General features: G+C 66.2%; 11 protein-coding genes. 4 read left to right on the forward strand and 7 right to left on the reverse strand.

The annotated features are described in order from the left end of the window. Positions 1 to 40: 40 nt before the first annotated feature. Positions 41 to 778 (reverse strand): SDR family NAD(P)-dependent oxidoreductase, encoded by a 738-nt coding sequence (locus GGC47_RS07670; RefSeq protein WP_038358666.1) that lies wholly within the window; start codon positions 776 to 778, stop codon positions 41 to 43. Positions 779 to 858: 80 nt separating this feature from the next. Beyond that, positions 859 to 1563 carry a hypothetical protein gene (locus GGC47_RS07675; protein ID WP_142021875.1) on the reverse strand — a complete coding sequence of 235 codons (705 nt, stop codon included), beginning with the start codon at positions 1561 to 1563 and terminating at the stop codon, positions 859 to 861. Between the two features lie 327 nt (positions 1564 to 1890). Between GGC47_RS07675 and GGC47_RS07680 the strand changes: the two genes are divergently transcribed. Then, positions 1891 to 3105, forward strand: a complete 1215-nt coding sequence (locus GGC47_RS07680) for an NADP-dependent isocitrate dehydrogenase (RefSeq protein WP_038358662.1) — start codon at positions 1891 to 1893, stop codon at positions 3103 to 3105. A gap of 167 nt (positions 3106 to 3272) precedes the next feature. Here GGC47_RS07680 and GGC47_RS07685 read toward each other — a convergent pair whose 3' ends face one another. Further along, positions 3273 to 4175, reverse strand: a complete 903-nt coding sequence (locus tag GGC47_RS07685; protein ID WP_133563251.1) for a GNAT family N-acetyltransferase — start codon at positions 4173 to 4175, stop codon at positions 3273 to 3275. Positions 4176 to 4600: 425 nt separating this feature from the next. Here GGC47_RS07685 and GGC47_RS07690 point away from each other — a divergent pair, with 425 nt between their 5' ends. Further along, on the forward strand, positions 4601 to 4732 hold the full coding sequence (locus GGC47_RS07690) for a hypothetical protein (protein WP_260368347.1): 132 nt from the start codon (positions 4601 to 4603) through the stop codon (positions 4730 to 4732). Positions 4733 to 4841: 109 nt separating this feature from the next. On the opposite strand, the gene GGC47_RS07695 is transcribed toward GGC47_RS07690, so the two are convergent. The 3 genes from GGC47_RS07695 to recA all read right to left on the reverse strand — a co-directional run bounded on the left by GGC47_RS07695 (position 4842) and on the right by recA (position 9470). Next, positions 4842 to 5501 (reverse strand): hypothetical protein, encoded by a 660-nt coding sequence (locus GGC47_RS07695; RefSeq protein ID WP_142021876.1) that lies wholly within the window; start codon positions 5499 to 5501, stop codon positions 4842 to 4844. Continuing rightward, complete coding sequence (gene alaS / locus GGC47_RS07700; RefSeq protein WP_142021877.1) at positions 5501 to 8143, reverse strand: alanine--tRNA ligase; 2643 nt, start codon at positions 8141 to 8143, stop codon at positions 5501 to 5503. Before alaS ends, GGC47_RS07695 begins: the two co-directional genes overlap by 1 nt. A gap of 280 nt (positions 8144 to 8423) precedes the next feature. After that, a complete protein-coding gene (gene recA, locus GGC47_RS07705) occupies positions 8424 to 9470 on the reverse strand; it encodes a recombinase RecA (protein WP_112765288.1) in 1047 nt (348 codons plus the stop codon). 194 nt (positions 9471 to 9664) lie between these two features. On the opposite strand from recA, the gene motA reads away from it, so the two are divergent. After that, positions 9665 to 10741 (forward strand): flagellar motor stator protein MotA, encoded by a 1077-nt coding sequence (gene motA, locus GGC47_RS07710; protein WP_260368348.1) that lies wholly within the window; start codon positions 9665 to 9667, stop codon positions 10739 to 10741. 28 nt (positions 10742 to 10769) lie between these two features. Further along, complete coding sequence (locus GGC47_RS07715; protein ID WP_133563257.1) at positions 10770 to 11642, forward strand: flagellar motor protein MotB; 873 nt, start codon at positions 10770 to 10772, stop codon at positions 11640 to 11642. Positions 11643 to 11767: 125 nt separating this feature from the next. On the opposite strand, the gene cckA is transcribed toward GGC47_RS07715, so the two are convergent. Next, positions 11768 to 14272, reverse strand: a complete 2505-nt coding sequence (gene cckA / locus GGC47_RS07720) for a cell cycle histidine kinase CckA (protein WP_133563259.1) — start codon at positions 14270 to 14272, stop codon at positions 11768 to 11770. Positions 14273 to 14339: the final 67 nt, after the last annotated feature.

The following is a 14339-nucleotide window of genomic DNA, read 5'->3' on the forward strand; positions in this document are numbered from 1 at the left end:
ATTCAATATCGGCGCGCAAGCGGTTGAAATATCTGGGTTTCTAGAGCGTCAGATAGCCGCCGTCGACGGGCAGGATCGCGCCGGTGATGAACTGCGCCTCGTCCGAGACGAGAAACGCGATGGCGCCGCCGACATCGCCCGGCTTGCCCCAGCGGCCCATCGGCGTGCGGGCGAGGATCGGGGCCGAGCGGGCCTCGTCCTCGACCAGCGGCCGGGTCAGTTCGGTCTCGATCCAGCCCGGTGCCACGGCGTTGACCCGGATGCCTTCGGGCGCCCAGGCGGCGGCGAGCGACTTGGTGAGCTGGCCGACGCCGCCCTTCGAGGCTGCATAGCCCGGCGCGAAGGGCGAGCCATGGAAGGTCAGCATCGAGGCGGTGTTGACGATGGCGCCGCCGGGCTTGTCAGGCCCCTTCGCCGCGAGCTTCTCCTTTGCCGCCAGGCTCATCCGCATCGTGCCGGTGAGGTTGACCTCGATGGTCAAGCGGAAGGCGTCGATCTCGAATTCCTTGCCGCCGCGCTGGATCATGCCGGCGCAGTTCACCAGCGCGTCGATCCGTGGGCAGGTCGCGACGATGGCGGCGACCTCATCGTCGCGGGTGACGTCGAGCCTGGCGTGGCGGATGGCCGGGTGGGCGGGCGGCACCGCGACCTCTTCCACGGTCAGCCCGGTGGCGAGAACCTCGTAGCCGGCCTTGGCCAAGGCGAGGGCGGCGCCGGCGCCGATGCCGCGCGTGCCGCCGGTGACGAGAGCGAATTTGGACGAAGTCGGCTGTGTCATGCGCCGGAGGCTAGAGTGCCGGCCGGCGCCGGGGAAGCGCGCGCGCCGCAAGCCGCCATGAGCCTGCGGCCTGCCTCACCTCATTGCCACCTGTATTTCAGCGAAAGCAGCGCGGTGCCGCGCGTCTCATAGTCGCTGGCGACCAGCGGCAGCTTGCGGGCTAGCGCGAGGTCGAAGGAGGCCTGCCAAGGCAGGTCCGCCGCCTTGGCGAGATCGACCGAGAGCTTGACCTCCGGCGTCAGCGCGGAATGAAAGCCGTCGCCCGCCGCGAAGACATAATTGCCGGCCATGCCGAGCTGGGTCGTCAGCATCAGATGCGGGAAGAGCTGTTGCCGATAGCCGATCGTGGCATCGCCGGTCTGCTCGGGATTGCCGCCGACCGCGCCGCCGCCACCGGTCGAGACGCCCCAGATCACGCCGGGATCGGTGGATGCGGGCCGTGCCCAGCGCCAGTCCAGGCGGGCGTCGCGCGAGGTGCCGGGCCCGGCCGGCGCGTTCAGGCTGGTCGAGAGCGAGAAGGCATCCCGGCCGAGCTTGAAGCCGACGGAACGGTCCTGATCCGCGCCCGTCATGGTCTCGCGCGCGGCGAAGCCCTTGCGGATGATGTCGACCGGGATGGGGGCGCGGGCGCGCAGATGGGCGCCGGACGCAGTGTCGGCGCGGCCGATCGCGGCCAGGGCCGGATTGAAGACGACGGCATCGGAATCCGCGACGACGGGCGCGGCCGCGTCCATCCCATTGGCGTCGGGGTCGAGCAGGGCTCCACGTGGGATCGGGAGTTGCACGGCGGCGTCCGCGCTTGCGTCCTGCGCCCAAACCGGGCTGCAAGACAGCATTCCTGCGAGGAAAAGCGCCGCCGATGCCGGTGCGGCGCTCCACATCATGATGATACGAGACACGTCGTTCGTCCTGTCGCTATGACGAGCGGCAGGACAGGCTAGGCGGCGAAATTGCCGATTTTGCGGCGGTGCAGCATAAACCGCCGGGCGAGACATTGCCCGAAAGCTGCGCTTCCCCCGCCGCCCCGAACCCGCTAGGAAGCGACCAGCCGGAGACCTTGGCCGAAAGCCACGGTTTCGGACGTTCTATCTGGAGAGCACAGGGGTCATCGCATGAGCAAGATCAAGGTCGCCAACCCGGTCGTCGACATGGACGGCGACGAGATGACCCGGATCATCTGGCAGAAGATCAAGGACACGCTGATCTTCCCCTATCTCGATCTCGAACTCGAATATTACGACCTCTCGGTCGAGAACCGCGACGCGACCGACGATCAGGTTACGATCGACGCCGCCAACGCCACCAAGAAGCACGGCGTTGCCGTGAAGTGCGCGACCATCACGCCGGACGAAGCCCGCGTGAAGGAGTTCAACCTGAAGCAGATGTGGAAGTCGCCGAACGGCACGATCCGCAACATCCTCGGCGGCGTGATCTTCCGCGAGCCGATCATCTGCAAGAACGTGCCGCGCCTCGTGCCGGGCTGGACTCAGCCGATCGTCATCGGCCGCCATGCCTATGGCGACCAGTACCGCGCGACCGACTTCAAGTTCCCGGGCAAGGGCACGCTCTCGATCAAGTTCGTCGGCGAGGACGGCCAGGTGATCGAGAAGGAGGTCTTCAAGGCCCCCGACGCCGGCGTCGCCATGGCGATGTACAACCTCGACGACTCGATCCGCGACTTCGCGCGGGCCTCGCTGAATTACGGCCTGATGCGCAAGTACCCGGTCTATCTCTCGACCAAGAACACCATCCTCAAGACCTATGACGGCCGCTTCAAGGACATCTTCCAGGAGATCTACGAGAAGGAGTTCAAGGCCGAATTCGACAAGCTCGGCATCACCTATGAGCACCGTCTGATCGACGACATGGTGGCGTCGGCGATGAAGTGGTCGGGTGGCTACGTCTGGGCCTGCAAGAACTATGACGGCGACGTGCAGTCCGACACCGTGGCGCAGGGCTTCGGTTCGCTGGGCCTGATGACCTCGGTGCTGATGACGCCGGACGGCAAGACCGTCGAGGCCGAGGCCGCCCACGGCACGGTGACCCGCCACTACCGCGAGCACCAGAAGGGCAGGGAGACCTCGACCAACTCGATCGCCTCGATCTTCGCCTGGACGCGTGGCCTCGCCCATCGCGCCAAGCTCGACAACAATGCCGAGCTCGCGAAGTTCGCTGCGCTGCTCGAGAAGGTCACGGTCGATACGGTCGAGTCCGGCGACATGACCAAGGACCTCGCCCTGCTGGTCGGCCCCGACCAGAAGTTCCTCTCGACGACCGGCTTCCTCGAGAAGGTCAGCGAGAACATGAAGAAGGCGATGGCCGCCTGATCTCGGGCCCTATCGCAGCAAGCCATGCAGAGCCCGGCCGAGAGGCCGGGCTTTTTTTCTGCACGGGAAGGCGAAGCGCGAGGTTGCCCTGAGGCTTCCCGGTGGGGAGCGGGCGCTCATCGTGAACAGGATCGGGGCGCCTTTTCACCGAAAGCCGATACCGATGATCACATGAAGCCCGGATTGCGCGGCAGGTATCGCGTCCAAGTTCCATAACCGTGCGATGCCATCAGCAGCATCGGGAAGGTGATGCGCATGCCACGACTGACTGCGAGGCTCAGGGCGCTTTCGCATGTCCCGGGCAGGAACGCCGATATGTTCTCGCAGGATCGATTGGCCGCCATCTTCAATGCGGACGCAAAGGCGTCACCGAGAGCGTCGGCCTCCCTGACCGCGAGAGGTCCGATATGCCCGCTGGAACTGACATAGCAGTAGCCGACACAATCGCTGCCGGAGCAGAGCAAGACCCCTGTGGCAGCCGGGTCATTGAGCAGGTAGCGGTGATGCTTCTCTCGCGTGAAGCCGATCGCGCGGGAGTCGATTTCAGCCAGTTTTTCCATCGTCGCGGCATTGTCGTCGATCGGGATGCTATCGAATGGAGGCTCCCGCAATCCCTCCATCACCCGCTCTCGCGCCGCGCGGAACAAATAGATCGGCATCTTTGGAAAAAGCCCATGCCGGATGTAGAGGCCCTGCGAGACCCTGTTAAAGGTGAAAGTGATCAGGGCCTTGTGAGCCACGTCCGATTTCCGGGCATGTTCCAAGCTGCGTTTCAATAGTTCATTCCCGATGCCACGACCCTGTTGGGCGGGATCGACGAATAGCTGGGCAAGAAACCACACATTCCCGCACACCCAACTCCAGACAAAACCGAGGATGTCATCGCCATCCTCCGCGATCCATAGGCCGTCAGGGTCGTCCCTGAGGGAGAACAGCTGAAAATTGGGCGCGCTCGGGGTCGCCATCAGACCGAAGCCATGGCGCGTGGTCAGATCGTTGATGCTGGCAACAACGAGGGCGTCTGCCGTCGCCAAATCCTGCGCTCGGGCGGGCCTGTAGACGAGTGACATCGGACAACTCCGTCAGAGCTATTCAAACAGGTCTTGGCATCCCGTGTCTGGCTAACAGAGCCAACAATATCGCGTCGCGTTGCCGTCCGGTTGGGAAAATTCATGGCGAGATCCGCTGTGGACTCGCTCCAGCGTCCTATGGGATCGCCGCGATTGGTCCGCAAAGGGTGGGACGCGGAAGCCGGTGCGTCCTGATTTTGCGAAAGGGAGCGAGCCTTTCGTCGGACGTGCTCTCCTGTCCGGAAGGCCTGAGCAGGAGGCCATGAAGCGGCGGATCGCCGGCGACCAGGCTTCGGCCAGCATGGGCTTTTTCGTTTGCGCCCTCGCGAGCGGTGAGTCCGCGGCAAGATTCGGAAACGAAATGGCCTTGGAAATGCCGGCTCGGCACCCAAAAAGCTGCACAGACCAGTTCTAGCAAGCAAGGCATGAACACAGGCTTTGCACTTGCCATGGGCGTCGTCGCCGGACTGCTGACAAATCTGTCGGCCGGGATCACCGTAGCCGGCCTCGTCTGGATGATGCTGATGGCGCTCCGCGAGGTCACACGCCAGTATTGAGACCCCGTAGAATGTGAGCCTTTGCGGAACGGGGACCGGGCCGCTTTGCGTTCCCGGAACGATCCGCACGAGCCGCAAACCACCGCATCAGGGTGGTCTCAGACGGGATTCATTCCACCTTGACGGGACGGCGGGCTAGAATGACGGGGCCGCTGACCGGCGCGTTCATCACATAGCGCAATTCATAGACGCCCGGCTGCTCCGGCGCCTCCAATGTCGCCTCGACATTCTCGGCCGGGAAGAAGCGCGGCCCATCGGCCTCGGCCGGGGCGCCGGGCTGCACCAGCACGACGCGATCCTGCTCGCCGTTCGGGCCGATGCCGCGCACCGGCAGCGCCTGGCTATGGCCGACGCGCTCGGAGGCGGCCAGGGTCGCGCTCGGCTCGGTCGTGACAAACGGCTGGCGCAGCAGGATTTGGGGCGCGCCGTCCTTCTCGACGGTCAGCCGCAATTCGTAAGCGCCGACGGCTCCGGGCGTCTGCAGGGAGGGAACGGTGGTCTTCGGCTGAAGGACGACGATCGCCTTCTCGGCCGGATCGTCCGGGCGGGCGATGGCGAGGCGTGCGCCCTGCGGCGCGTTGCTCAGGAAGACGCTGAGCGGGGCGCCGGCCATGATGCTGCGCGCCGCCGAGATCGCGGGCTGCGGCGGACGCGGGGCCGGCTTCTGCTGCTTCTGGGCTGATGCGACGGCCGGCCAAAGGCCGGCCGTGATCAGCACGACACGGCGGGAGAGGGCGCCTATGGCGGCACCGCTCTTCCGGGGCTGCATCAGCCCATCGCGGCCGCGACGGCGTCGAGCGCTTCCTGCGCCTTGCTGCCGTCCGGTCCGCCGGCCTGGGCCATGTCGCGGCGGCCGCCGCCGCCCTTGCCGCCGAGTTGCTCGGAGGCCGCGCGCACCAGCGCGACCGCATCGAAGCGCTCGGTCAGGTCGGGCGTGACGCCGACGACGACGCCGGCCTTCCCGTCATCGGCGACGCCGACGATGGCGACGACGCCGGAGCCGACGCGCGCCTTGGCCTCGTCTGCGAGGCTCTTGAGGTCCTTCATCTCAATGCCGGTGACGGCCCGCGCCAGGAGCTTGGCGCCGGCGATTTCCTGGATCGGTTCTTCGGCTGCGCCGCCGCCGCCCATGGCGAGCTTCTTGCGGGCCTCGGTCAATTCACGGTCGAGCTTGCGGCGCTCCTCGATCAGCGCGGCCAGACGGTTTCCGGCCTCCGAGGCCGGGACCTTGAGCAGGCTCGCGAGCCCATCGAGCAGGCGCGATTCCTCGTTGAGGCGCAGGCGTGCGCCATTGCCGGTCATGGCTTCGAGACGGCGGACACCCGCCGCCACCGCGCCTTCGCCGACAATGCTGACGAGGCCGATGTCGCCGGTGCGCGCCGCATGGGTGCCGCCGCAGAGCTCGACCGAATAGGCCTTGCCGGCCGGGTTTGTGCCCATCGCGACGACGCGGACCTCGTCGCCGTATTTCTCGCCGAAGAGGGCGCGCGCGCCCGATTCGATCGCCTCGTCGACGCTCATCAGCCGGGTCGTGACCGGTTCGTTCTTCAGCACGATCGCATTGGCGATCTCCTCGACCTCGCGCAATTCCTCGGCGCTGATGGGCTTGGGATGCGAGAAGTCGAAGCGCAGCCGGTCGGGCGAGACCAGCGAGCCCTTCTGCGCGACATGGTCGCCGAGGACGAGGCGAAGCGCCTCGTGCAGCAGATGCGTCGCCGAATGGTTGGCGCGGATCGCGGTGCGGCGCTCATGATCGACGATCAGCTCGACGGCAGCGCCGAGCTTCAATTCGCCTTCCTTGACCGTGACGCTATGGGCGAAGACGTCGCCGAGCTTCTTCTGGACGTCGGAGATCTCGACGACCGTGCCCGGCGCCTTGACCACGCCGGCATCGCCGACCTGGCCGCCGGACTCGCCGTAGAACGGCGTCTGGTTGACCAGCATGAAGCCGCTCTCGCCGGCCTTGAGGGACTGGACCTCGGTATTGTCGCGGATCAGCGCGGTGACCACGCCCTCGGCAATCTCGGTGTCGTAGCCGAGGAACTCGGTCGCGCCGAGCCTGTCGCGCAGCGGGTACCAGAGCGTCTCGGTCGCGGCCTCGCCGGAGCCGGACCAGGCGGCGCGCGCCTTGGCCTTCTGCTGCTGCATGGCGGCGTCGAAGCCCTCGACATCGACCGTGATCTCGCGAGCGCGCAGCGCGTCCTGCGTCAGGTCGAGCGGGAAGCCGTAGGTGTCGTAGAGCGTGAACGCGACGTCGCCCTTGAGGCTCTGGCCGGCGGTCAGGTCCCTGGAGGCGTCGTCGAGCAGCGAGAGGCCGCGCGCCAGCGTGGTGCGGAAACGGGTTTCCTCCAGCTTCAGCGTCTCGGTGATCAGCGCCTCGGCGCGGACGAGCTCGGGATAGGCCCGGCCCATCTCGCGGGTCAGCACCGGTACGATCCTGTGCAGCAGCGGCTCCTTGGCGCCGAGGAGCTGCGCGTGCCGCATGCCGCGGCGCATGATCCGGCGCAGCACATAGCCGCGGCCCTCATTGGAGGGCAGCACGCCGTCGGCGATCAGGAAGGCAGAGCAGCGCAGATGGTCGGCGATGACGCGGTGGCTCGCCTTCATCGGCCCGTCGGCGGGGACCGAGGTCAGGTCGGCGATGGCGCCGATCAGGGCCCGGAACAGGTCGATATTGTAGTTGTCATGCGTGCCCTGGAGCACGGCCGCGACGCGCTCCAGCCCCATGCCGGTGTCGATCGAGGGGCGGGGCAGGTCGGTCCTGATGCCGCCCGCGGCCTCCTCGTATTGCATGAAGACGAGGTTCCAGATCTCGATGAAGCGATCGCCATCCTCCTCGGGCGAGCCGGGCGGGCCGCCCCAGATATGGTCGCCATGGTCGTAGAAGATCTCGGAGCAGGGGCCGCAGGGGCCGGTGTCGCCCATGCGCCAGAAATTGGCGGACGTCGGGATGCGGATGATCTTGTCGTCGGTCAGGCCGGCGATCTTCTTCCAGAGGGCATGCGCCTCGTCGTCCTCGGAATAGACGGTGACGAGGAGCTTGTCCTTGGGCAGCTCGAACTCGCGCGTGACCAGCGTCCAGGCGTGGGTGATCGCCTGTTCCTTGAAATAGTCGCCGAAGGAGAAGTTCCCCAGCATCTCGAAGAAGGTGTGGTGGCGGGCGGTGTAGCCGACATTGTCGAGGTCGTTGTGCTTGCCGCCGGCACGCACGCATTTCTGCGCCGTGGTGGCGCGGGAATAAGGACGCTTCTCCTGGCCGGTGAAGACGTTCTTGAACTGCACCATGCCCGAATTGGCGAACATCAGCGTCGGGTCGTTGCGCGGCACGAGCGGGCTCGACGGCACGACCTCGTGGCCCTGAGACTTGAAGTAGTCGAGGAAGGTCGACCGGATATCGTTGACGCCGCTCATCGGTTCTTGCGCTTTTCAACACGGGCAGGGCCGGGCTGGCGCCCGGCGGGAACGACCGGTTCTAGTCAGGCCGCTCGCGCCTGTCCAGAAAGCTCGTTGCAGCGCACCGCGCGCAAGGTCTTATCGGCAAACGAAAACGGGCGGCCCGAAGGCCGCCCGCTTGATGGAACGTCATTCTCGGGCGGAGCGAAGCCCAGACTCGAGAAGCTCTCTCAGGATAGGTCGCCTCATTCGGCCTGAGCGGCTCGGGTCAAGCCCGAGCATGACGGCATTGGTTGTCTCAGGCTTCGCCTTCGTCGAGATCGTCCGCGGTCGGGTCCGCCTGATCGAGGATGCGCTCGGCGACCAGCCCGGAATTCTGGCGGATCGTGGCCTCGATCTTGGCGGCCATGTCCGGATTTCCCTTCAGGAAGGTCTTGGCGTTCTCGCGGCCCTGGCCGAGGCGCTGGCTGTCGAAGGAGAACCAGGCGCCCGACTTCTCGACCATGCCGGCCTTGACGCCGAGGTCGATCAGTTCGCCGACCTTCGAGATGCCCTCGCCGAACATGATGTCGAACTCGACCTGCTTGAAGGGCGGCGCGACCTTGTTCTTGACGACCTTGACGCGGACCTGATTGCCGGTCGCCTCGTCGCGCTCCTTCAGCGTCGAGACGCGGCGGATGTCGAGGCGTACCGAGGCATAGAATTTGAGCGCGTTGCCGCCGGTGGTGGTCTCCGGGCTACCGTACATCACGCCGATCTTCATGCGGATCTGATTGATGAAGATCACCATGCAGTTCGAGCGCGAGATCGAGGCGGTGAGCTTGCGCAGCGCCTGGCTCATCAGGCGGGCCTGCAGGCCGGGCTGGACATCGCCCATCTCGCCCTCGATCTCGGCGCGGGGTGTGAGCGCGGCGACCGAGTCGACCACGAGCACGTCGATGGCACCGGAGCGCACGAGGGTATCGGTGATCTCGAGCGCCTGCTCGCCGGTGTCGGGCTGGGAGATCAGCAGGTCGTCGAGATTGACGCCGAGCTTGCGGGCATAGACCGGGTCGAGCGCATGCTCGGCATCGACGAAGGCGCAGACGCCGCCCTTCTTCTGGGCTTCGGCGATGGTATGCAGCGCCAGCGTGGTCTTGCCCGAGGATTCCGGCCCGTAGATCTCGATGACGCGCCCCCTGGGCAAGCCGCCGACGCCGAGCGCGATGTCGAGCCCAAGCGAACCCGTGGAGATCGTCTCGATCTCGATCGAAGGCGAGTTCTTGCCGAGCCGCATGATCGAGCCCTTGCCGAAGGCGCGTTCGATCTGGGAGAGCGCCGCATCGAGCGCCTTGGCCTTGTCCATCGAGGAGCCTTCCACGAGCTTGAGATTTGCCTGATTCACGGTTCGGGCTCCTTATGGCAGGGCTGCAGAGACATCTCAATGCGTCTTGACAGGAGAATGGTCACGCTTTGTTCCTGTCGGCAAGTTCTTTTTTTGTTCCCGTTGCGGGTATGGTGACAGGAGATGTCATGAGCCCGCTCTGACCAAGGGGACAAATGGGCGATCCGCGCGGCAACCGGACATTGGGAGATCGCCCGGATCCGGTCGCTTCTCGCTCCTGCCGCCCAAGCCTCGAAGCCGTGGCCGGAGGACGACGCTTACAAGCCTGCGGGCCACTGGCCATAAACTCGCCCTTAACCTTGATCGGGCATTTCCTCGGACCAGTGAGTGGCTTCGCGCGGGCTGTACCTGCTGCGGCGCGAGGGTGGCAAACCATGCGGCTGATCGTCGGCACAATCATCGTCTTCGTCTGCGTCTTCGGTAGCTACGCGGCGATGGGCGGCCACCTCGAGGTCCTCTGGCAGCCCTTCGAGTTTGTCATCATCCTCGGTGCAGCGATCGGTGCCTTCGTCATCGGCAACCCCGCGCCGGTGCTCAAGGCCGTGCCCGCCATGCTCGGCTCGCTCATGAAGGGCGCCAAGTACAAGCAGGAATGCTACGTCGAACTGCTGGGGATGCAGTATTCCTTGTACAAGCTCGTGAAGCAGAAGGGCATGCTCGCGGTCGAGCAGCACATTGAAAATCCGAGCGAATCGACGCTGTTCAACGCCTTCCCGACTTTTGCGGCGAACCATCACGCGGTCGAGTTCGTCTGCGACTACATGCGCATGTTGACGATGGGCGCCAACAACGTCCACGAGATGGACGCTCTCATGGACGAGGAACTGGAGACGCACCACCAGGAGCAGGAGCGTGTCGTTGCGGCCATGCAGTCGCTTGCCGACGGAACTCCGGCGCTCGGCATCGTCGCCGCCGTGCTCGGGGTGATCAAGACGATGGGGGCGATCACCGAGCCGCCGGAGGTGCTGGGACATCTGATCGGCGGCGCGCTCGTCGGCACCTTCTTCGGCGTCTTCGTCGCCTACGGCTTCTTCGGGCCCATGGCGCAGTCGCTCAAGGGCATCTATGAGGCGGAAGCCAAATACTACCTTTCGCTCAAGGCGGGTCTGCTCGCCCATATCGCCGGCCAGCCGCCGGTGATGGCGGTCGAATTTGCCCGCAAGGCTCTGATGAGCGACGTCCGCCCGACCTTCAGCGAAGTGGAAGCGGCGACCGCCGGCCTGCCCGCCTAGATCTGACACAATCTCCAGCAGGCACTCGATGACCAAGCCCGTCCAGCCGATCATCATCAAGAAGGTCAAGAAGGCCGCTCATGCGCATCATGGCGGCGCCTGGAAGATCGCTTATGCGGACTTCGTGACCGCCATGATGGCGTTCTTCCTGCTGATGTGGCTGATCAGCATGACGACGCAGGAGCAGAAGATCGGCCTGGCGGAATACTTCGCGCCAGCGGCTGCGAGTCTTTCAACCAGTGGCGCTGGCAGCGTCCTGATGGGCAGTGCCCTGGACAAGGCCGGCAACAGGTCGTCGGTGCCCCGCGACGCCGCGAGGGGTACGACCGGGCAGGACGACAAAGCGCGTCCGACCAATTCGGGCCACGCCAGCGACCGCGAGGCGAACCGCCCGTCTGCCGGCGTGCAAGCCAATTACAGCGCCATCGCCAGCCTTCGGCAGGCGATCCAGAGCATGCCCGAAATTGCCGAGCTGTCGCGCAACATCGTGATCGAGCCGACCAAGGAGGGGTTGAACGTTTCCCTCGTGGATGAGAACGGCCGCGCCATGTTCCCCGAGGGCTCGGTCCAGCCCTACCAGCACACCCGTCTCGTGCTGGAGGCGCTCGCGCCCACCCTGCGCCGGATGCCCAACCAACTGTCTGTCGCCGGCCACACGGCCGCCACGAGCCCGGGCGCGGTGCCGGCCGTCGATTCCTGGAGCCTCACCGCCGGGCGCGCGCTCGCCGTGCGTGAGATCCTGTCGGGTGCCGGGCTTCCCAGCAACCGCTTCACGTCCGTGGTGGGACGCGCCGACACCGAGCCGCTTTTCGTCGAGAATCCCTACATCCCGCCGAACCGACGGGTGACGATCACGCTGCTCAATGCGGAGCCGCCGCTGCCCCCGGGCGCCCGTCCCTGACGGGCTAGGCACCATCGAAACGATGCTCCGTGCCGACTGTGGGTTTAAGACGAACCACGCCGTCTGATCGGAGCATAAAATCCGTTGGGTGAATCGAGATTCATCCGCGCCGCGGTCGGGCCCGATCAGCCCATCGCCGCCTTCACCGTCTCGACGAGCTGCTTCATGGTGAAGGGCTTGGGCAGGAAGTGGAAGCTCTCGCCCTCGGGCAGGTTCTTGCGGAAGGCTTCCTCGGCATAGCCGGAGACGAAGACGACCTTGGTGTTTGGATTGCGCTGGCGCAATTCGCCGAGCAGGGTCGGGCCGTCCATTTCCGGCATCACGACATCGGAAACGACGAGGTCGATGTTGCCGTCCTTCTGCAGGAAGATGTCGAGCGCCTCGACGCCCGAGGCGGCCTCGTGGACGGTATAGCCGCGCGAGACCAGCATGCGGGCGTTGAGCGCACGCACCGCGTCCTCGTCCTCGACCAGCAGGATGACGCCGGCGCCGGTGTGGTCGGCGGCGAGCTTCTTCGGTGCCTCCTTGGCGGCGGCTTCGGCGGCGATCTCCTCCTCGCTCGGGACATGGCGCGGCAGGAAGATCTGGAAGGCCGTGCCCTTGCCGACGGTGGAGTCGACGAAGACATAGCCTCCCGTCTGCTTGACGATGCCGTAGACCATGGAGAGGCCCAGGCCCGTGCCCTTGCCGACCTCCTTGGTGGTGAAGAAGGGCTCGAAGATCTTGTCGAGATGCTCCTGCGGGATGCCGGTGCCGCTGTCCTCGACCTCGAGCAGCACGTAATCGTCGATCGGCAGCGCCTCGTGGCCGAAGCTCACGCAATCCTCGCGGGCGACGTTGCGGGTGCGCACAGTCAGCTTGCCGCCATCGGGCATGGCGTCGCGGGCATTGACGGCGAGGTTGACGATGACCTGCTCGAGCTGGCCGAGATCGGCCTTGACCGGCCAGAGATCGCGGCCCTGGCGGACGTCGAGCGTGACCTTGTCGGCGACGACCCGCTTCAGCATCAGCGAGAGATCCGAGAGCACTTCTCCGAGCTCCAGCACCTGCGGACGCAGGGTCTGGCGGCGCGAGAACGCGAGCAGCTGCCGCACCAGCGCCGCGGCGCGGTAGGCATTCTGCTTGATCTGCATGATGTCCGGGAAGGACGGGTCGGTCGGCCGGTGGCTGGCGAGCAGGAACTCGGAGGCGTTGATGATGACCTGCAGCACGTTGTTGAAGTCGTGCGCGATGCCGCCGGCCAGCTGGCCGACGGCCTGCATCTTGCCGGCCTGGTCCATGTTGTCGCGCAGCTTGCGCTCGGCGGTGGTCTCCAGCGCGTAGACGATGGCGCGCTCGCCATCGCCGTCCTCGGAGGCGGCGACGGGCGAGAGATAGAGCCTCGCCGAGCGGCCATCCTCGCCCGAGAGCGTCACGTCGAGCGGGCTTGCCCCCGAAACGCCCTCCATCGTCTCGATCATCGCCTTGTCCAGGCCGGAGCCCGGCGCGGCGAGATCCTGGATCGTCACGACCTGTACGCCGGCCGGGACCAGCCGGGCGAAGGCGGCGTTGGAGCGCAGAATCGCGCCGGCCTTGTCGACGGTGGCGATCGCCATCGGCGTCGAGTGGAAGAAGCGCGCGAAGCGGACCTCGGCATCGCTGCGGCTATCGGCACCGGCCTCGCCGGCGGCGCGGTTGAGGACCAGGGTGCGCGAGGGGCCGGCGCGTCCGTCCTGACCGAAGGCGACCTGATGGTGCAGGCGCACCGGCAGGGGAGAGCCGTTGCGGCGCTTGAGGTCGAGATCGAGCACTTCGACCCGGACATCGCCGGGCTGGCCGCGGATCGCCTGGACAAGGGCGGCTGCGGCCGGCGTGCAGATATCGTCGAGATGCAGGCCGCCCGAGCCGAAGCGGGCGAGGTCGAAATCGAGCCAGCCCGACAGCGTCGCGTTGAGATAGGAGACCTCGCCGTCGGCGTCGATCGAGACGAAACCGGCGGGCGCATGGTCGAGATAGTCGATGGCGTGCTGGAGCTCCTGGAAGGCGTTCTCCTGCCGCTCGCGCTCGGGGGTGACGTCGGAGACGGTCCAGAGCGTCGCGGTCGAGGTCTCGCGGCGCACCGGCGCGACGCGGACGCGATACCAGCCGACCTCGCCGCGCCCGTTGAGCGCGGGTTCCAGCCGGACCTCCTCGACGAGGCGGCGGTTCTCGCGCGCGGCGGTGGCGAGCCGGTAGATCGCTTCGGAGACGTCGGCGCGGCCGGTGAGCAGCCGGCCGACCGGCTTCAGATCGTTGGCGCCGGTTGCGCCCGCGAGGCCGAGATAGGCCTCGTTGGCATAGACGATGTCGTTCTCGCCCTCGGTGACGACGATGCCGTCATCGGCGCCGTCGACGATGGTCTTGGTGAGGTCGTTGCGCGCGGCGCGGCCGGAGAACTGGATCAGGCCGATCGCATAGGCGAAGAGGCCGAAAACGCCGACGACGGAGAGGATGGCGAGCAGGCCGAGGATCAGCGGCTGGGCCCATTCGTTGGCGATGAAGCCAAGCGCGATCGCCGCGCCGACGAGCAGGCCGGCGACGAGCAGGATGACGCCGATATGCCCCGGCTTGTCGGAGCGATCGATCGCGCTGGTGGCCGTGCTTCCGCTCATTGCGGTCAAGTCCGTTTCCTTGCTGCCGTGCCCGTCCGGCGGGGAGAAGACTGGCGGCTTAGGTTCA

It is taken from the genome of Allobosea sp. OAE752, assembly GCF_050433265.1.
GTDB classification, from domain to species: domain Bacteria; phylum Pseudomonadota; class Alphaproteobacteria; order Rhizobiales; family Beijerinckiaceae; genus Allobosea; species Allobosea spartocytisi.

Excerpts from the sequence above, each read along its gene's own strand:
- GGC47_RS07670 (WP_038358666.1), bottom strand. The coding sequence starts at position 778 with ATGACACAGCCGACTTCGTCCAAATTCGCTCTCGTCACCGGCGGCACG.
- GGC47_RS07680 (WP_038358662.1), top strand. The coding sequence starts at position 1,891 with ATGAGCAAGATCAAGGTCGCCAACCCGGTCGTCGACATGGACGGCGAC.
- GGC47_RS07685 (WP_133563251.1), bottom strand. The coding sequence starts at position 4,175 with ATGTCACTCGTCTACAGGCCCGCCCGAGCGCAGGATTTGGCGACGGCA.
- GGC47_RS07690 (WP_260368347.1), top strand. The coding sequence starts at position 4,601 with ATGAACACAGGCTTTGCACTTGCCATGGGCGTCGTCGCCGGACTGCTG.
- GGC47_RS07695 (WP_142021876.1), bottom strand. The coding sequence starts at position 5,501 with ATGCAGCCCCGGAAGAGCGGTGCCGCCATAGGCGCCCTCTCCCGCCGT.
- alaS (WP_142021877.1), bottom strand. The coding sequence starts at position 8,143 with ATGAGCGGCGTCAACGATATCCGGTCGACCTTCCTCGACTACTTCAAG.
- recA (WP_112765288.1), bottom strand. The coding sequence starts at position 9,470 with ATGGACAAGGCCAAGGCGCTCGATGCGGCGCTCTCCCAGATCGAACGC.
- motA (WP_260368348.1), top strand. The coding sequence starts at position 9,665 with ATGGGCGATCCGCGCGGCAACCGGACATTGGGAGATCGCCCGGATCCG.
- GGC47_RS07715 (WP_133563257.1), top strand. The coding sequence starts at position 10,770 with ATGACCAAGCCCGTCCAGCCGATCATCATCAAGAAGGTCAAGAAGGCC.
- cckA (WP_133563259.1), bottom strand. The coding sequence starts at position 14,272 with ATGAGCGGAAGCACGGCCACCAGCGCGATCGATCGCTCCGACAAGCCG.